The organism is Allobosea sp. RIT-PG3_2 (genome assembly GCF_057321085.1).
Genome location: NZ_JBXWCA010000002.1, coordinates 792,879 through 808,108, shown reverse-complemented (window position 1 = coordinate 808,108; position 15,230 = coordinate 792,879). Strand labels below are relative to the sequence as shown.

The following is a 15,230-nucleotide window of genomic DNA, read 5'->3' as shown; positions in this document are numbered from 1 at the left end:
ATGGACCTGCCGGAAAAGGTCGCGGGGATGGACCCGCTAATGATGCGTGACCTGTTCGTCGCATTTCTCGACAGCGAGCCCGACTATCAGGACGTCCACGGCCTGAGGGTACCGCTGCCCCGGCGTATGACCGTAGAAATTATCGGAGCAGAGCTGGCTGTCTCGCAGGTCGACGCTCTCCAGATCCAAAAGAAATTGATCTCAGAAGGTTGGCTCGTACCAGAGAGATTGTCGCCCACTTCCAAGGGTATGGCGCTTTCACAATACACCGATCGGCCCAAAATCGCTCGGGCCGAAGCCGAAAAGATCCTAGCCAGCGTGCTGGCTTGGGCAGCGGATACAAATGCAGTTGCGAACGCTCGCGTGAAGGTGAAGGCCATCGACCTATTCGGAAGCTTGCTGCGCGACGAGCCGTTCGTTGGCGATGTCGACATTTTCATCGAGTTTACAACCATGGATCTTGGCGCCGACCAGGAGCCTGAGGACATGGTCCGTGAAGGGGAATTGCTAGAGGAACTCTCGGAGATTTCCGAGTATGTGAGTCCCTCATCCGCGTTCGATCGGGAGCTCATGTTTGACGTCCCGAGGCACCGCGTCTTCCCGTGAGAACTGGCTCCTTTGAATTCAGTCTCTCGGCTAGGGCCGGAGCTGCCTGGTCCTGACAGAAGCCAGAGGCCGCCGCTCTGATCGCCGCCGCGGCCCCACGAAGGTCATGTTTCATTAGTTTGGCACATTTCTGACACCCTCTAGCTGCGGCAGATATTTCCCCTTCGTGCAATTCGAATTGTGTTCCGGCGCGCAATTGTTCGGAGCGAATGCGGCCGGAATTCACCTTTGAGCGCTTATAGCGCTCCGGCTTTCCATTCACCGAAAGCAAGACTCCGGCACTCTCTGTTTAACGATAGGGCGGACGCTCACGTCTACATTTTCGAAGAAGTTTGACTCTTGGCGACTTATTCGCAGTGCGCCGTCCCCATATAGATCAATACCATCCCCTGCGGGTCGGCTCAATTTTATGTTACTGCTAAATTTTGCTTCAGCTACGCGGAAATGTTGCAGCTAGTCGCCTCTTTTATTCTTAGCGCGCGACGGCTTATTGGAGTGCGATGTTCCTCGTTTCTAGCGACGGATGCAATGGCATCTGGCTGGAGCGAATGAATGGTGGCGGCGAATTTTCAGCGTGGGTCTGCGCGGATCTAGCAACCGCTACGACTTCGCGACCACGAGCACGACCGTAAGGACCCAAAATTATGGGCAATCATCTCTTCGATCTAATCAGCTCGCGCGTAGCTGAGCTGGATACCCATTTTGTCACAGCTGATTACGAACGAAGCTGGTCATATCACGCGATTCTCGCAGGTTCCGCGCGCGCTGCGAACGTACTGGTCTCGCTTGGCGTGAAGCCGGGGGACCGCGTCGCGGTGCAAGTAGAAAAGAGCGTGGAGGCCATGAAGCTCTATCTGGGCATCATACGAGCCGGCGCGATCTTCGTGCCGCTGGATAACGCCTACAACGGGGCTGAAATCGCTCACTGTCTGAGCGATTCCAAGCCCCGTATATTCGTCTGCGATCCTCGCAGGAAGGATGCAGTCAAGCCCTTCGCGAAAATGGCTGGCGCCAAGCTACAAACACTGGGTGTGTGGCAACCTTGGCACCGGGGCACCACCAGGTTTTTCGACAAGCTGCTCCTTGCAATGCCACGCTTTGCGGACGTTGAGCGTGCGTCCGATGATATCGCCGCGATCCTCTATAGCTCCTGCACGACCGGGAGCTTCAAGGGTGAGAGGGTGAGCCACGCCAAACTGTGGTCCGACGGGCTGGCGCTGGTAGATCAATGGAGCTTCACAAAGGGTGACGTGCTGCTCCATGCCCTGCCGAACCTGCACACTGACGACCTTCTCGCCGCTACGAACGCGACCTTGCTCGCGGGCGCCAAGATGATCCTGCTACCTGATCACGGGAAGGACTGGTTCTTTAGGTATCTGCCGCGGGTGACGAGCATGATCGGCGGGCCCGCCCGCTATGACCAGCTCCTCCAGGATGCCCGCCTCAACAAGGAAGCTACGAAGCACATGCGCCTCTTTCTCTCCGGGGCAGAGCCGTTGCCGGCTGGGATGCTTCGGGAATGGAAGGATCGCACTGGCCACGCTATCCGTCAGTGCCGTGGCCTAAACGAGCATCACATGAGCATGTCGAAACTTCGCGATGTCGATCAGCCGTCAGCCGCAATGATGTCTGCCAAGGTGGCTCTTTCCAGCAGCGGGGCGGTGGTGAGCGTATAAGGATCCGTCCTGCGCCACTCGGCAACTGAGCACGACCAGATAGCTTGCCCGGCAGTGCGACCGGGCGGCGGCGGCGTCATCACCGGTCGCTTCTGTGATCGGGGCGATATTCAGGCTATGGCGCTCCGTGGCGTTGAAGCGTAGAGGACGGTGCAGGGGAGTTTTACAGCAAGCGTGCCTGTGCCGGCTCTCGGTCGACTTCCTTCCCGCCGTTCCGCCGATTGAGCTCAGTTTGAGCGCTGAATCGAACATCGAGATCCCGACTGGCGGCGAGTTCGGACAACGATGTCGCGCTCACTTGATCCCATCCCTTACCGCGATCAGGCCCCGTCGGCACGCGGGGCAACAAGCCTGGCCCCGCACTCCAGGCAATCAGCTGATTGATCGAAGCCTCATTCAACATGTCGCGGAGATGGTGCGCGCTCACGTACGCATCGGGCATCGCGCGATGAGCGGGCAAGCCAAGCTCGTGTACTAGCCCCGTCGGCTTCCGTTGATACCGAAGCATCTGGTTTGAGAACCGGGGCAGCTCCGGCCACAGGCGCAAGGCGCATTTCCAGGTGCAGATCCATTGAGCACCCGCGCTCAGCCGCGGTCGGCAGTATCGCTGTTCGAACGCCGCTCGGTGCGCCGCCAAAGCCAATACTCCGCCCTCTGGCTTCAGGATGGACGGCGCTATCTCCTTCCAGTACGGCGCGCCAGCAACATCCTCATCCCGAATATGGTGCACCGCCATCGTATCGGCGGAGATGGCTCGACCCGGATTGACGAGAAACGCACCGCGTTCCTCCGTGACCTCCCAGTGTCCATCACCCCTTAGCGAGACGTCCTGCCAACCGATTTCACAGACGTCGTGTGGGCCCTCGCCGGCCGTCTCAAGGTCGATGACCCGAACGCGATTATTGAGCATGAGTGAGAGATCAGCATTTCCGCTGGTCCATACAAGGCAGGAGCCTTGCGATCCCCAAACCGGCAGGTGGGGCCCACCAAAATCCCGCGCTCGCACCCTGATTGTGTCGATGCGCGCACTCTCGGTCGCGCTACATATTTGAAACGCGCGGAAGGTAACGGGAAACGTTACCTGTTACCCGTTGCTGCCGGCCGATACCCTGGCAGTAACGCAAACGCCCCCGTTTCCCCCTCTCGGACAAAGAACTTCTTGTGCTTCGCCCGAGTGGTCATCCGGCTCGAAAGAGTTATCGCATCCATTGTCTCGCCTCGTTTGACAGCCTCATCGACCAATTTCTTGGGCAGCGCTGCCAAAAGCTCTGCAGGGTGATATTTGCCATCTCCCTTCCCCGAGTTTGCCATCCGCTCCATCCAGGCGTGGATTTGAACCATCAACTCGTCCCACGTCTCCCCTGAGGATTTGCGCTCATTTCGTCGGATTGCGGCAGCACCGGGCCCGGTTGCGCTAAGAATCTTTCGCTTGCGCGTGAGTCCCTTAATTTGCTGACGAGCGACCGCGAGCTCACACGCAAGCTGCTCGGCTCGGCGTTCGGCGGCGGCTATACGCGCTTCCGCCAAATCGGCGAGCGTGAGGCCTTCGTCACGCAACTGCTCTTCGCCGGCCCGGATGACTTCGATACGCGCACGATCGGCCGCGAACCGAGCTGTAGCCTCCTGCATGGATTGCTCCCAGAGAACCTTACCCAACGCAGCCAACTGACGTTGAAGAGCTTCAGGGAGACCGGCGCTCTCCAGAGTGTGCTGGTAGGATCGCTCGGCCTTCCAAGATGCCAGGTGCTCGCCAATCGATCGGTAAGAGCCGCCGTTCACAAGCATCTTCTGCACGCTTCGGACTGAGACGCGCTTAGCGCTATCCCTGATTTGGTCGGCAACTTCGTAGACTTCTTCTCTCGTAGGCATAGGCACCTCCAGCAGACTCATCCTGGCGAAGCACCGGTGAAGGCAAGGTTGACCAGAGCCCAAGGGCTGTACGTGCCGAATAATAGAGTTTCCGCATCCTTTCCCGAGAACGTCGACGTTTTATCGGAAGTCCCGAGTCTTCACCTTGATCGCGTCGATGTGCAGATCCGGTACGTAGATGTCGCGCGTCCGCATTCCTTTCGGCGGCAGCTCGCGCGGATCAGGCGTCGGCGAGCCATGATGAAACTCGTCACCGCGTCCGTGAGGAAGCGGGAATGGCTGATCGCGTTTGCCGACGCCGGCGAGGTCGGAAGATAGGTCCGTGAGCCTCTGTGCCACCAGGTGCACGACCTCTCCCTCACGCTGAATGCGCCCGCGCACGGCGATCATCCCGGCCGACAGGATTGTCCGGCGAAAGCGCTCGAACACCTTCGGCCAGACCACAAGGTTGGCGATACCGCTCTCGTCCTCGAGGGTGATGAACATCACGCCTTTCGCCGAGCCCGGCCGCTGCCTCACCAGCACGATGCCGGCGGCTTCGCGCCAGCGTCCATCGCGCGTATCCATTGCGGCCTGGCAGCTGACGATGCCCCTGCGGCGTAGGTCCTGGCGCAGAAACGAAACAGGATGATCGCGAAGCGACAGCCCCACGTGGCGATAGTCTTCGACCACGTCGCCGCCGGCGGCCATCGGTCTGAGCAAAACCCCAGGCTCAGGCGTCTCCACGGCGCTCCGATCCGTCGCCGCCGCGAACAGAGGTAGAGGTTCGTCTCGCAGAACCCGGATCGCCCAAATTGCCTCGCGCCGCGCCAGCCCAAGGCTAGGCCTGAACCCGTCAGCCTCGGCGATCTGCGCCAATGCTGCCGCCGGCACGCGAGCCCGGCGCCAGAGGTCCTCGATCGACTCGAACGGCAGGCGGGCGCGGGCCGTGATGATCGCGGCAGCATGAGCGTTGGCGAGCCCCTTGACCATCCTGAGCCCCAAGCGAACGGCAAACCGCGTCTCGTCGCCGGTCTTCTCTAACGTGCAGTCCCAGCGGGAGGCGTTGGCGCAGACAGGTAGAACCTCCACACCGTGGTCGCGGGCATCGCGCACGATCTGCGCCGGCGCGTAGAAGCCCATGGGCTGGCTGTTCAGGAGCGCGGCGCAGAATACGTCCGGGTGCCAGCACTTTAGCCAGGCTGAGGCGTAGGCGATCAGAGCGAAGGAGGCCGCGTGGCTTTCAGGGAAGCCGTAGGAGCCGAAGCCTTCGAGCTGTCGGAAGGTCTGCTCGGCGAACTCGGCCTCGTAACCGTTGGCCACCATGCCGGCGACGAGCTTCTCCTTGAACTTCGACACGCCGCCGGTGAACTTGAAGGTCGCCATGCTCTTCCGCAGCATATCGGCTTCGCCGGGCGTGAAGCCGGCGCATTCGATCGCGACGCGCATCGCCTGCTCCTGGAAGAGCGGCACGCCCAAAGTCTTGCCCAGAACCTTCTCCAGCTCGGGCTTGGGGTAGTGGACAGGCTCGCGGCCCTCACGCCGGCGGAGATAGGGATGGACCATGTCGCCCTGGATCGGGCCGGGCCGCACAATCGCGACCTGCACAACGAGATCATAGTAGGTGCGGGGCTTGAGCCGGGGCAGCATCGACATCTGCGCGCGGCTCTCAATCTGGAATGTGCCGAGCGTGTCGGCCTTGCGGATCATCGCATAGGTCCGAGGATCTTCCGGCGGGATCGAAGCCAGGTCGAGCGCGATACCCTTATGGTCCGCGAGCATGTCCAGACCTCGCTTCATGCAAGTCAGCATGCCCAGGGCGAGGACATCGACCTTCATGAACTTCAGCGCGTCGATATCGTCCTTGTCCCATTCGATGACCTGACGATCTGCCATCGCTGCCGGCTCAATTGGGACCAGGTCGTCGAGGCGGTCATGGGTGAGGACGAAGCCGCCGGGATGCTGCGAGAGGTGCCGCGGAGTGCCATGAAGCTGCCGGGCGAGATCGAGGGCCAGGCGCAGTCGGCGGTCACCCAGGTTGAGGTTCAGTTCCTCGACGTGCCGCTTCTCGACGCCCTCCTCCGACCAGGCCCAGACCTGTGACGATAATGTGCCGATGAGATCCTCGGGCAGACCCAACGCCTTGCCGACATCGCGTAAGGCTCCCTTCGTCCGGTAGCGAATGACGGTCGAGCACAGAGCCGCGTGATCGCGGCCATAGGTGTCGAACACCCACTGCATGACGATCTCACGCCGCTCGTGCTCGAAGTCGACATCGATATCGGGCGGCTCGCGGCGTTCCTCGGAAACGAAGCGCTCGAACAGCAGGTCGTTGCGGCCGGGGTCGATCGAGGTAATGCCGAGCACGAAGCAGACTGCCGAGTTCGCCGCCGAGCCGCGACCTTGGCAGAGGATCTCGCGCGAGCGAGCGAAGCGGACGATCGCGTTCACCGTCAGGAAGTACGGCGCGTAGCCGAGCTTCTCGATCAACGACAGCTCGTGGTTCAGGCTCGCTCGGACGCTTTCGGACAGACCTTCGGGGTACCGCTGCGCGGCGCCTTCCCAGGTCAGCCTTGCCAGAGTCTCCTGCGGCGTCAGCGCGGGATCATCGCGCTCCTCCGGGTACTGATAGGCCAGCTCATCGAGTGAGAAGCGGCAACGGTCGGCGATCTGCCGCGTTCGGGCCAGGGCTTCAGGGTAGCGCGCGAAGAGCCGGTGCATTTCCTCCGGCGGCTTCAGATAGCGGTCGGCATGGCGCTCACGTCGGTCTCCGAGGGCGTCGATCGTGACGTTGTGACGGATGCAGGTGACGACGTCCTGCAGGATCCGCCGCGATGGCTCGTGGAAGAGGACATCGTTCGTCACGACCGTGGGCACACGCATCCGGGTCGCGAGGTTCGATAGCTCATACAGGCGGAGATGGTCATTCGGCCGGCGCCGCAACGACAGGGCGAGATAGGCGCGATCGCCAAATCCTTCCCGAAGCCGTCGCATGCGAAAGGCGCAGTCTTCGTCGGCCAGATCCGGCACGAGCACCGCGATCAAACCATCGCCGTGGGCGACGACGTCCGCCCATTCGAGGTGGCAGCGGCCCTTTCCGCCGCGCTTCTTGCCGATCGAGAGTAATCGGCAAAGGCGCGAGTAGGCAGGTCGGTTGGTCGGATAAACCAGCAGTGACATGCCGTCAGTGAGATCGAGCCGGCAGCCGACGATCAGCCTGACACCGGTAGCCTTCGCCGCCTCGTGGGCGCGGACGATGCCAGCGAGCGAGTTCCGGTCTGCGACAGCGAGCGCCTCGATGCCGAGCAGCGCCGCCTGGGCGAACAGCTCGTCGGCCGAGGAGGCGCCGCGCAGGAAGCTGAAATGGCTGGTGACCTGAAGCTCGGCGTAGCGCGCGGTCATCCGAACACGCCATGCAGGAACCAGCGATGCGAGCCCGTGGCGACGTCCTCGCCATCGCCTGCGCGATAGAGCCAGTAGCGCTCGCCGGCATCATCCTCGATCCGGAAGTAGTCGCGCACGGCGACCATCTCCGCCTCGCGCTTCCACCACTCACCGAACACACGCTCTGGGCCATCTGCGCGCCGGACCCGGCGGCGGATCCCGCGCCAGCTGAACCAGGCCGGTGGATGGTCCGGCAGCAGCGCCATGGTCTCGACCGGTTCCGGTCTCGGTAGCAGCCTGGCAGGGCGCGGCCAGTGGCTTGGCCAAACCGCTCCGGTCTCCTCAGTCAGCGCCGCGACACGGCGCACAGAGCGCTCGGGTACATCGCTGGCAACCGGTGCCATGCGATAGACCGCCCGCTCACCGACGCGGTTGGCGAGGATGTCGATGAGGCCGGAGACGTCCGCGCTGGTTTCCTCCACCAGGGAACTGACCGCCTGCTTTCGTTCGAGGGGCTCAGCCAAGGTCGCTGCCAGCGTCATGATCTCGATGCCGAAGCCAGGCTCGATCGCCTCGATCTTCTCGCAAAGGAGCCGGGTTAGTCGCTTCACATCACAAACAGGCTTGGCGAGCCCAACCCGGACTGTCTGAAGTCCGCGGTCGACGCGATGGCAGACGAGATCGAGGCGCCGAGCGCCAAGACCGCGCGCCTCGAGCCGATCGCAGAGCTGAGCGACCAATTTGCCGATGTAGCGAGCGATTGTCTCCGGCGCACCGATCGGCTCGGCAAAAGCGCGGCGAACTTCGATGAGGTCAGGCGGGCGGATAGCGACGATGGGCTCGGCGACCTCCCCGAGCGCCTGAGCCAACCGGCGGCCGATCTCCGGCCCAAAGCGCAGCGTGAGCGGCGAGCGCGGTTGGCCGAGGATGTCGCCGGCTGTCTCGAAGCCCAGAACGCGCAGGTCGTTCGATATCTTGGCGGGCAGTCGCAAGCATTCCAGCGGCAGCGGTATTAGCGGCTGCGCCTGATGCCCAGCCGTCGCAACAACAGTCGACTGAGACACGTATCGGGCGAGTGCATGGGCGGCGCCCCAGCTATCGGCAATTGCGGCCCTGGCCTCGACGCCGGACATTGCCAGGCGGCCGACGATGGCATTCAGCATGTCGGCCTCACCGCCATGGAGATGGTCGGCACCGGTCGTGTCGATGACGATGCCATCGGGCGGATCTGGCGCGACGATCGGGGCGACGCGCTGGTGCAGCCAGATCGCCAGCCGTTCCAACTCCAAAGTGTCCGCAGCGAGATCCGCTTCCTGAAGCAACAGGCCAGGCACGAGCGCCTGTGCCTTCGTGGCCGGCATGCCGACGCGAAGCCCGGCTGCCAGTGCAGCGGCGTTCGCCGCCTGCACTAGCCTCCTGCTTCCGTCGCGAGCGATGAGGACGAGCGGGACCTCAGGCGGAGGCGCCGCGTCGCCAGCCATCCGCCGGAACCGATCGATCGACCAGTTCGGGAGGAAGACCGAGACGACCCGTGTCATCGCATGCCTCCAATTCGAAATCCGCGCTTTCGCCCGCCCGGGCCCTGATCAGTTCGACCAGCCAACGCGACCGCCCTACCCCCGGCACCGGCAGCGCTGTCGATGGAAGAACCGAGACCCGCCATCGGGTCATCGCTGCCGTGGGTTGACCAAAATCAGAGGCGTCGACTTCGCGTCGCCATCGTCGTAACGCGATGCCGATAGAGCCGGTACCTTCGGCCGCCAGCTGAAGGCGCCGGGAGGCGGTCATCGAGAGGCGGGCGACCTCGCCAACGACAGAGCCAAGCCCACCATGGCGCAGGCCCTCTTCCATGCAGGCGAGCACCGTCTTGTCATCGCCGGCCTCGACATAGATCACGCGATCAGCGATCAACCCCGCCTGCGCCATTGCCGGCGCGAACAGATCGGCTTGGGTGAGGCACCAGAGCACTTTGCCACGACTCCTGGCGGCAACCCCGGCACTGAACAAAGCCGCTGCGGCACCGTCAATCGCGCCGTTGCCGCCACCCGCGACCTCATGCAGAGCTCCTAGCGCGAGGCCTCCACCAGGCAAGCGTGAATCGACCGTCGCGATTCCGAACGGCAAGACCGTCCGACCGCGGGCGCTTCTACCCTCGATCCGCTCGATCTGGTCGCGGAGCGACTGAAATACCGGCTGTGGCCGCAACTGGCTTTACCTGCTAGAACGATGCTTTATGTTCCTCTTATGTTCTCAGTGAGAGCTTAAGAGTCAAGCCCGATATCTGGCGGGAACACAGCGGCGAGGTGGAAGGTTGGCGAGGCACAACCTCCGCCTCCGAGCAGGAGAACCAACGATGTCCGATGATCCAACCGAAATCGTTCAGCAGTCATACGAGGTGGTCGCTTGGCGAGGGCTGGCGCTAGCTCTTCTGGCGCAGATCCTGGTTCCAGCACCGGAGAATGAGGATGAGTGCTCGCAATTCCTTCACACTGTGCTGGCGGATGTTCTCGATCAGACGGTTAAGAGCGAGGCAATGCCTGCAGAACTCGATCTAGGTGCCTTGCGTACGGAATTGGAAGGCGTGAACGAGCGCCTCCGGGAGGAGCTCGTAGAGGCGCAGCGCGACCGACAGAAAATTCGAGAGGAGTGGCTGAAGTCGGGAGCTCATTGATCCCATACGGAGGATCGACGACCTTCAGAACGCGCGTGTCCCAGGGAGCAAAGCATGTGCAATCTTTACAGTCACACCCGGAACGTCGACGCGATCAGGAACCTGTTCGCGAAGTTCAACGATGCCGGCGTTAACGTGCCCCCACTTCCGGGGATCTTCCCGGACTATGCCGCCCCCATCATCCGTAATGAGGAATGCGGGCCGCGCTTGGCGATGACGCGCTGGGGAATGCCGACCTCGCGCGAGGTGATCTTCAAAGACGCCACGAAACGAGCCGACAAACTGCGGGCGAAGAACAAGGAGTTCGACTTTCAGGAGCTCCTGAGGATGGAGCCCGATAGCGGGACTGCCAACGTCCGCCGGACCGAAAGCAAGCACTGGAAGCCCTGGCTCGGGGTGGCGAACCGCTGCCTGGTGCCGTTCAACAGCTTCAGCGAGTTCAACAAGGACGCGGGCGGCGATATCTGGTTCGCCTTTGGAGAGGAGCGGCCGACCGCCATGTTCGCGGGGATCTGGTGCCCGCAGTGGACCAGCGTCCGCAAGATCAAGAACGGGATGGAGACGATCGACGTCTTCGGCTTCCTCACAACCAAGCCGAATGCCGAGGTCGAGGCGATCCACCCCAAGGCCATGCCGGTGATCCTGACCACTCCTGAGGAATGCGAGCTCTGGATGACGGCGCCATGGCAGGAGGCGATGGCGCTGCAACGCCCTCTTCCTGACGGCTCTCTCGACGTCGTCGCGCGTGGCGTGAAGAAGGATGGCGATAGCGGTGACGACGAGCGGCCGACCCAAGCTTCGCTACTTTGAGGCCGTGACCGAGATTACCGCCCTTTTCTCCAGACCGCTCCTGACCAGCATCATCGCGGTCGTCATCGGATACATCGGGTGGATGCTCTAACGCGGCGAGCGTTCCACGACGATCACAACAGGGCCCTCCGCGTAGCGCAATCCATCTATCGCTAGACCTCGCCGAGACTCCTCGAAACTAGGCCGCCAACATGCTAGGCGAGCCCGGCAAGCCCGGCCGAGAGCACGAAGACGGCGAGCTTATGCCGGCTGGCCCGGGAGCCGAGAGAGATGGCGCGCGGCTCGTTGTCGCGGATTAGCGACGAAAGCGTTAGTGGGCTTTAGGCCATTGGCTAAAGTGAGAGGTCGAGCATCCTGCCTTCGAACAGGCGGTCGCAAGAGCCTTGAATGTGACGCCGCATGGCGTCGCGAGCCAATTCGCAATTCCGATCGCGTATCGCGGCAAAAATTGCGTCGTGTTCTTCAAGGACCCCAACCAGGCCGCCGGCGGGACCTAGCAGCGATAGACCATGAAGCTTCATCCCAACATTGATGTGGTCTTTTAGCGCCTGCATGGACGACAGAAAGAAATAATTGTTCGCCGCCTCGGCGATGGCCATGTGGAAAGCATAGTCGGCATCCTCGCGGTGACCGTGAGCACGCGTCGTGTCACGCATAAGTTCCAGCGCGCTCTCTATGGCGGTAAGTGCGGCGTCATTCCGCCGCTTGGCAGCGTAGAACGCGTTTGCAGGCTCAACTTCGAGGCGAAACTCGTAGCATCGCTGCACATCGGCGATGGTGCCGACCGGTGCGAATGCCAGCGCGTTACCCTGTTCAGGCTCGGCGCCGCGAACGTAGGTACCTGCGCCCTGGCGTGAGAAAATCAGCCCGTCATCGCGCAGCCGCCGCAAAGCGTCCCTGACAATGGGGCGCGACACACCATAGAGCGCTGCGAGATCGTGTTCGCCTGGTAAACGGGAATTCGCCGCATATTCCCCTGATGCGATGCGGGCCCGCAACTGATGGTGCACGCGCTGTACAAGTGGCGACGGTGGGTGCAGCGGGCTGTTGATACGATCATCCATACGGCGAGATTACAACATTTTACAACTCAGTCAACGTGGCGCTTGAGAACTCATGAAATAGCCGCCATCGGCGGATCAGGCAGTTAAAATTACAACATATTGACATCTTGCTTCAGCTGGAGTTCGATAGCGTCAAGGCCCGCAGAGGCTAGCGATGAGGGAGCGTCCCACGTTGGACTGGCCGACATTCGGATGTCGGTCGTCAATCATCGCTGCTTTCGGTCGAAACGAGCAGGTGGATGATGGCAGACGTCAGGACGAACCGTTTCAAGCGCGATCTCGGAGGCAGACAGCAGCTTGGCATCTTCTCGACCTTCGCAAGCCCCGCGTTGACCGAGATGTTCGCCCAGCTCGGCTTCGACTGGCTTCTACTGGACACCGAGCACAGCCCCAACGAGCCATCCGAAATCGTCGCGCAGCTGCAGGTCATGGCCGCGCTGCCGGCCGAGCCGATCGTGCGGCCTGCCTGGAACGATATGGTCATTGTCAAGCGCTGGCTGGATTTCGGGGCGCAGACGCTGCTGTTCCCCTACGTGCAGAACGCCGAGGAGGCGGCTCGCGCCGTCAGCTATACCCGCTATCCGCCTCACGGCGTGCGTGGCGTCTCCGGCTCGTCGCGGGCGGCGGCCTATGGGCTGATCCCCGATTACTTCGCCAAGGTCCAGAAGGAGATCTGCGTCATCGTGCAGATCGAGACGGCCGAGGCACTGGCGCAGATTGAGGAGATCGCCAGTGTCGAGGGCGTCGACGCGGTCTTCATCGGCCCGGCAGATCTCGCCGCTTCGATGGGGCATCTCGGCAATACGCAGGCCCCGGAAGTCCAGGCTGCGATCGACGACGGCTTCAAGCGCCTGAGGGCGATCGGCAAGCCGGCGGGCTATCTCACCAACAATGAGTGCGAGGCCATTCGTCGCGTCGCTCAAGGCATCGATTTCGTCGGCGTCGCCAATGACACGACGATCGTCGCGCGCGGCGCCCGCTCCCTCCTCGCAATGGTCAAGGGCGGCTGAGATGGCGATGCGCCGGCAGCCCCTGCGTCTGCTCGCCGACGACCTGACGGGCGCACTCGACAGTGCGGCCGCCTTCGCCTCTTCGGCCGAGCCGGTAGCGGTGGGCTGGCGCGGCCAGGTCCCGGAAGCGGGCGCGGTCGCGCTCGACAGTCGCACGCGCGAGGCTTCGGCCGAAGAGGCGAAGGCGGCCGTCGCAGCCGTGGCCAGTCAGCTCTGGGCGCCAGGCTCAGGCCTCGCCTTCAAGAAGGTCGACAGCCTGCTGCGCGGCCAGGAGGCGGCAGAGATCGCGGCAATCCTTGCGTTCGTGCCTGCCCGGCACTGCATCATCGCCCCGGCCTTTCCGGCGCAGCGGCGGATCACCCGCGACGGCCGGCAGCACGTCCGAGAAGCCGGTGGCGATCGGCCGGTGCCTGTGGATCTCGCTGCCGATCTGGAGCGTGCCGGCCTTCGGATCGCGAAATGCCGCTTGGGAGAGCAGGTGCCGGACGGCGTCAGCCTCTGGGACGCGGAAAGCGATGCGGAGCTCGATGCAATCGTCGCTGCGGCGGCGCCTCTCGGGGATGTTCTATGGGTCGGCAGCGCCGGGCTCGCCGCCGCCCTGGCGCGTGCGGCCGAGGTTGAAGGCGCGGCAGATGCCGAAGCCTTGCCCCGGCCGATCCTCGGGCTGATCGGCTCGGAGCATGACGTCATCCGGACGCAGCTCACTCGCCTCGGCCCACTCCATCTCCTGCTCGATGGGTCGGGCTTCGGCGCTGAGCTCGGCCGACGTCTTGCCGCGGACGGCGCCGTCTTCGTCAGCGTCGATCTGCCCGCCGGCACGTCGCGTCGCGCGGCAGCGGCCATGATCGAAAGCCGTTTCGCCGATCTCCTCGCCACGCTCGGCCGGCCAGGCACGCTCGTCGCGGCCGGCGGCGAGACGCTTCGTGGTCTCTGCGAGGCGCTCGGTGCCGATCGCCTCGACGTCGTCGGCGACATCATGCCCGGCGTGCCCCGCTCGATCCTGCGCGGCGGGCGCTGGGACGGTGTCACGATCGTCTCCAAGTCCGGGGCCTTCGGCGGTCCCGACCTCCTGAAACAGCTCGTCGCGGACACGTCCGCGGCCCTTGCCGGAGCAGCAGCATGAAACCCCATCTGGCCATTACCATGGGCGATCCTGCCGGCGTTGGCCCCGAGATCATCGTCAAGGCTTGCCTAGCGCTCAAGGACAGGCTGGCGAGCGGCGAGCTGCGCCTGCTAGTCATCGGCAGCAATTACGCGTTGTTCGAAGCGCAGCGCCTGCTCGGCGCCGCGATTGCGATTCCCGAGGTTTCGGAGAAGGACGTCTGGCCTAATCTCGCGTGCCTGCAGGCCGGCCCCGAAGGCGAGCCGATCCGCCCAGGCGTGCTGTCATCTGACGGCGGACGCTTCGCCTATCTCGCCGTCGAGAAGGGCGTGCGACTCGCGCAGGCCGGCCGCATCCAGGGCATTGTCACGGCGCCGCTGAACAAGGAAGCGCTGAACAAGGCCGGCTACAAGTTCGCCGGCCATACTGACATGCTTGCGACGCTGACGGAGTCCAAGGGCTCGGTGATGATGCTGGCCCACGGTAATATGCGTGTCAGCCACGTCACCACCCATGTCGCGCTCAAGGACGTGCCGGGCAAGCTCACGCCGGAACGCCTGCGCTACGTGATCGAGCGGACCGACGAGGCGCTCCAGGCGCTCGATCTCGGCCGGCGCAAGATCGCGATCGCCGCGCTCAACCCCCATGCTGGCGAAGGCGGCCTCTTCGGTCGGGAGGACGACGAAGTCTCCGCACCGACCATCGCAAAGGCCGTGGCGGACGGGTTCGACGTGGTCGGACCGGTGCCGGGCGACACAGTCTTCGTGAAGCTGCGGGCCGGCCAGTATGACGCGGTCGTCGCGATGTACCACGACCAAGGGCATATCCCTGTGAAGCTGCTCGGTTTCAACGTGAACCCGGAGACGGGCAAGTGGGACGCGCTTTCGGGCGTCAACATCACGCTCGGCCTGCCGATCGTACGCGTCTCGGTCGATCACGGCACCGCCTTCGACATCGCGGGCAAGGGCATCGCCAACGAGCTCAGCCTGATCGAGGCCATCGAATATGCCGAAAAACTGTCCGCCGCACGCGGCATCACCGCCAAATCCGCAGCGTAAG

At 63.2% G+C, this 15,230-nt stretch carries 13 protein-coding genes and 1 pseudogene; 7 read left to right on the top strand and 7 right to left on the bottom strand.

The window, feature by feature from the left end; translation table 11 throughout:
- On the top strand, positions 1-606 hold the full coding sequence (locus AC2FAN_RS09370) for a hypothetical protein (RefSeq protein ID WP_485173510.1): 606 nt from the start codon (positions 1-3) through the stop codon (positions 604-606).
- 644 nt (positions 607-1,250) lie between these two features.
- Positions 1,251-2,282, top strand: coding sequence for an AMP-binding protein (locus AC2FAN_RS09365; RefSeq protein ID WP_485173509.1), 1,032 nt, complete (start codon positions 1,251-1,253; stop codon positions 2,280-2,282).
- A 163-nt stretch (positions 2,283-2,445) separates the two neighbouring features.
- On the opposite strand, the gene AC2FAN_RS09360 is transcribed toward AC2FAN_RS09365, so the two are convergent.
- The 5 genes from AC2FAN_RS09360 to AC2FAN_RS09340 form a co-directional block, all read right to left on the bottom strand.
- Positions 2,446-3,192 (bottom strand): 3'-5' exonuclease, encoded by a 747-nt coding sequence (locus tag AC2FAN_RS09360; RefSeq protein WP_485173508.1) that lies wholly within the window; start codon positions 3,190-3,192, stop codon positions 2,446-2,448.
- A 167-nt stretch (positions 3,193-3,359) separates the two neighbouring features.
- Positions 3,360-4,172: a DNA-binding protein gene (locus tag AC2FAN_RS09355; RefSeq protein WP_485173507.1), complete on the bottom strand. Its 813-nt coding sequence runs from the start codon at positions 4,170-4,172 to the stop codon at positions 3,360-3,362.
- A 99-nt stretch (positions 4,173-4,271) separates the two neighbouring features.
- The gene (locus tag AC2FAN_RS09350) at positions 4,272-7,532 is read right to left on the bottom strand and encodes an error-prone DNA polymerase (protein WP_485173506.1); all 3,261 of its coding nucleotides are present in this window, start codon (positions 7,530-7,532) and stop codon (positions 4,272-4,274) included.
- Entirely contained in the window at positions 7,529-9,052 is a 1,524-nt protein-coding gene (locus AC2FAN_RS09345; RefSeq protein WP_485173505.1) for a Y-family DNA polymerase, read from the bottom strand. The genes AC2FAN_RS09350 and AC2FAN_RS09345 overlap by 4 nt, the downstream gene beginning before the upstream one ends.
- Complete coding sequence (locus AC2FAN_RS09340) at positions 8,967-9,719, bottom strand: ImuA family protein (protein ID WP_485173504.1); 753 nt, start codon at positions 9,717-9,719, stop codon at positions 8,967-8,969. The genes AC2FAN_RS09345 and AC2FAN_RS09340 overlap by 86 nt, the downstream gene beginning before the upstream one ends.
- Before the next feature lie 148 nt (positions 9,720-9,867).
- Between AC2FAN_RS09340 and AC2FAN_RS09335 the strand changes: the two genes are divergently transcribed.
- On the top strand, positions 9,868-10,185 hold the full coding sequence (locus AC2FAN_RS09335; protein ID WP_485173503.1) for a hypothetical protein: 318 nt from the start codon (positions 9,868-9,870) through the stop codon (positions 10,183-10,185).
- Between the two features lie 54 nt (positions 10,186-10,239).
- On the top strand, positions 10,240-10,995 hold the full coding sequence (locus tag AC2FAN_RS09330; RefSeq protein WP_485173502.1) for an SOS response-associated peptidase: 756 nt from the start codon (positions 10,240-10,242) through the stop codon (positions 10,993-10,995).
- 197 nt (positions 10,996-11,192) lie between these two features.
- Here AC2FAN_RS09330 and AC2FAN_RS09325 read toward each other — a convergent pair.
- Positions 11,193-11,291 (bottom strand): annotated as a pseudogene (locus tag AC2FAN_RS09325) (branched-chain amino acid ABC transporter permease); the annotation flags it as partial.
- Positions 11,292-11,327: 36 nt separating this feature from the next.
- Complete coding sequence (locus AC2FAN_RS09320; protein ID WP_485173501.1) at positions 11,328-12,059, bottom strand: FadR/GntR family transcriptional regulator; 732 nt, start codon at positions 12,057-12,059, stop codon at positions 11,328-11,330.
- A gap of 242 nt (positions 12,060-12,301) precedes the next feature.
- Between AC2FAN_RS09320 and AC2FAN_RS09315 the strand changes: the two genes are divergently transcribed.
- The 3 genes from AC2FAN_RS09315 to pdxA are packed head-to-tail and all read left to right on the top strand — an operon-like array spanning position 12,302 to position 15,229.
- A complete protein-coding gene (locus tag AC2FAN_RS09315; RefSeq protein WP_485173500.1) occupies positions 12,302-13,069 on the top strand; it encodes an HpcH/HpaI aldolase family protein in 768 nt (255 codons plus the stop codon).
- Positions 13,070-13,076: 7 nt separating this feature from the next.
- Positions 13,077-14,192, top strand: a complete 1,116-nt coding sequence (locus AC2FAN_RS09310) for a four-carbon acid sugar kinase family protein (RefSeq protein WP_485173499.1) — start codon at positions 13,077-13,079, stop codon at positions 14,190-14,192.
- On the top strand, positions 14,189-15,229 hold the full coding sequence (pdxA, locus tag AC2FAN_RS09305; protein ID WP_485173498.1) for a 4-hydroxythreonine-4-phosphate dehydrogenase PdxA: 1,041 nt from the start codon (positions 14,189-14,191) through the stop codon (positions 15,227-15,229). The genes AC2FAN_RS09310 and pdxA overlap by 4 nt, the downstream gene beginning before the upstream one ends.
- Position 15,230 lies beyond the last annotated feature (1 nt).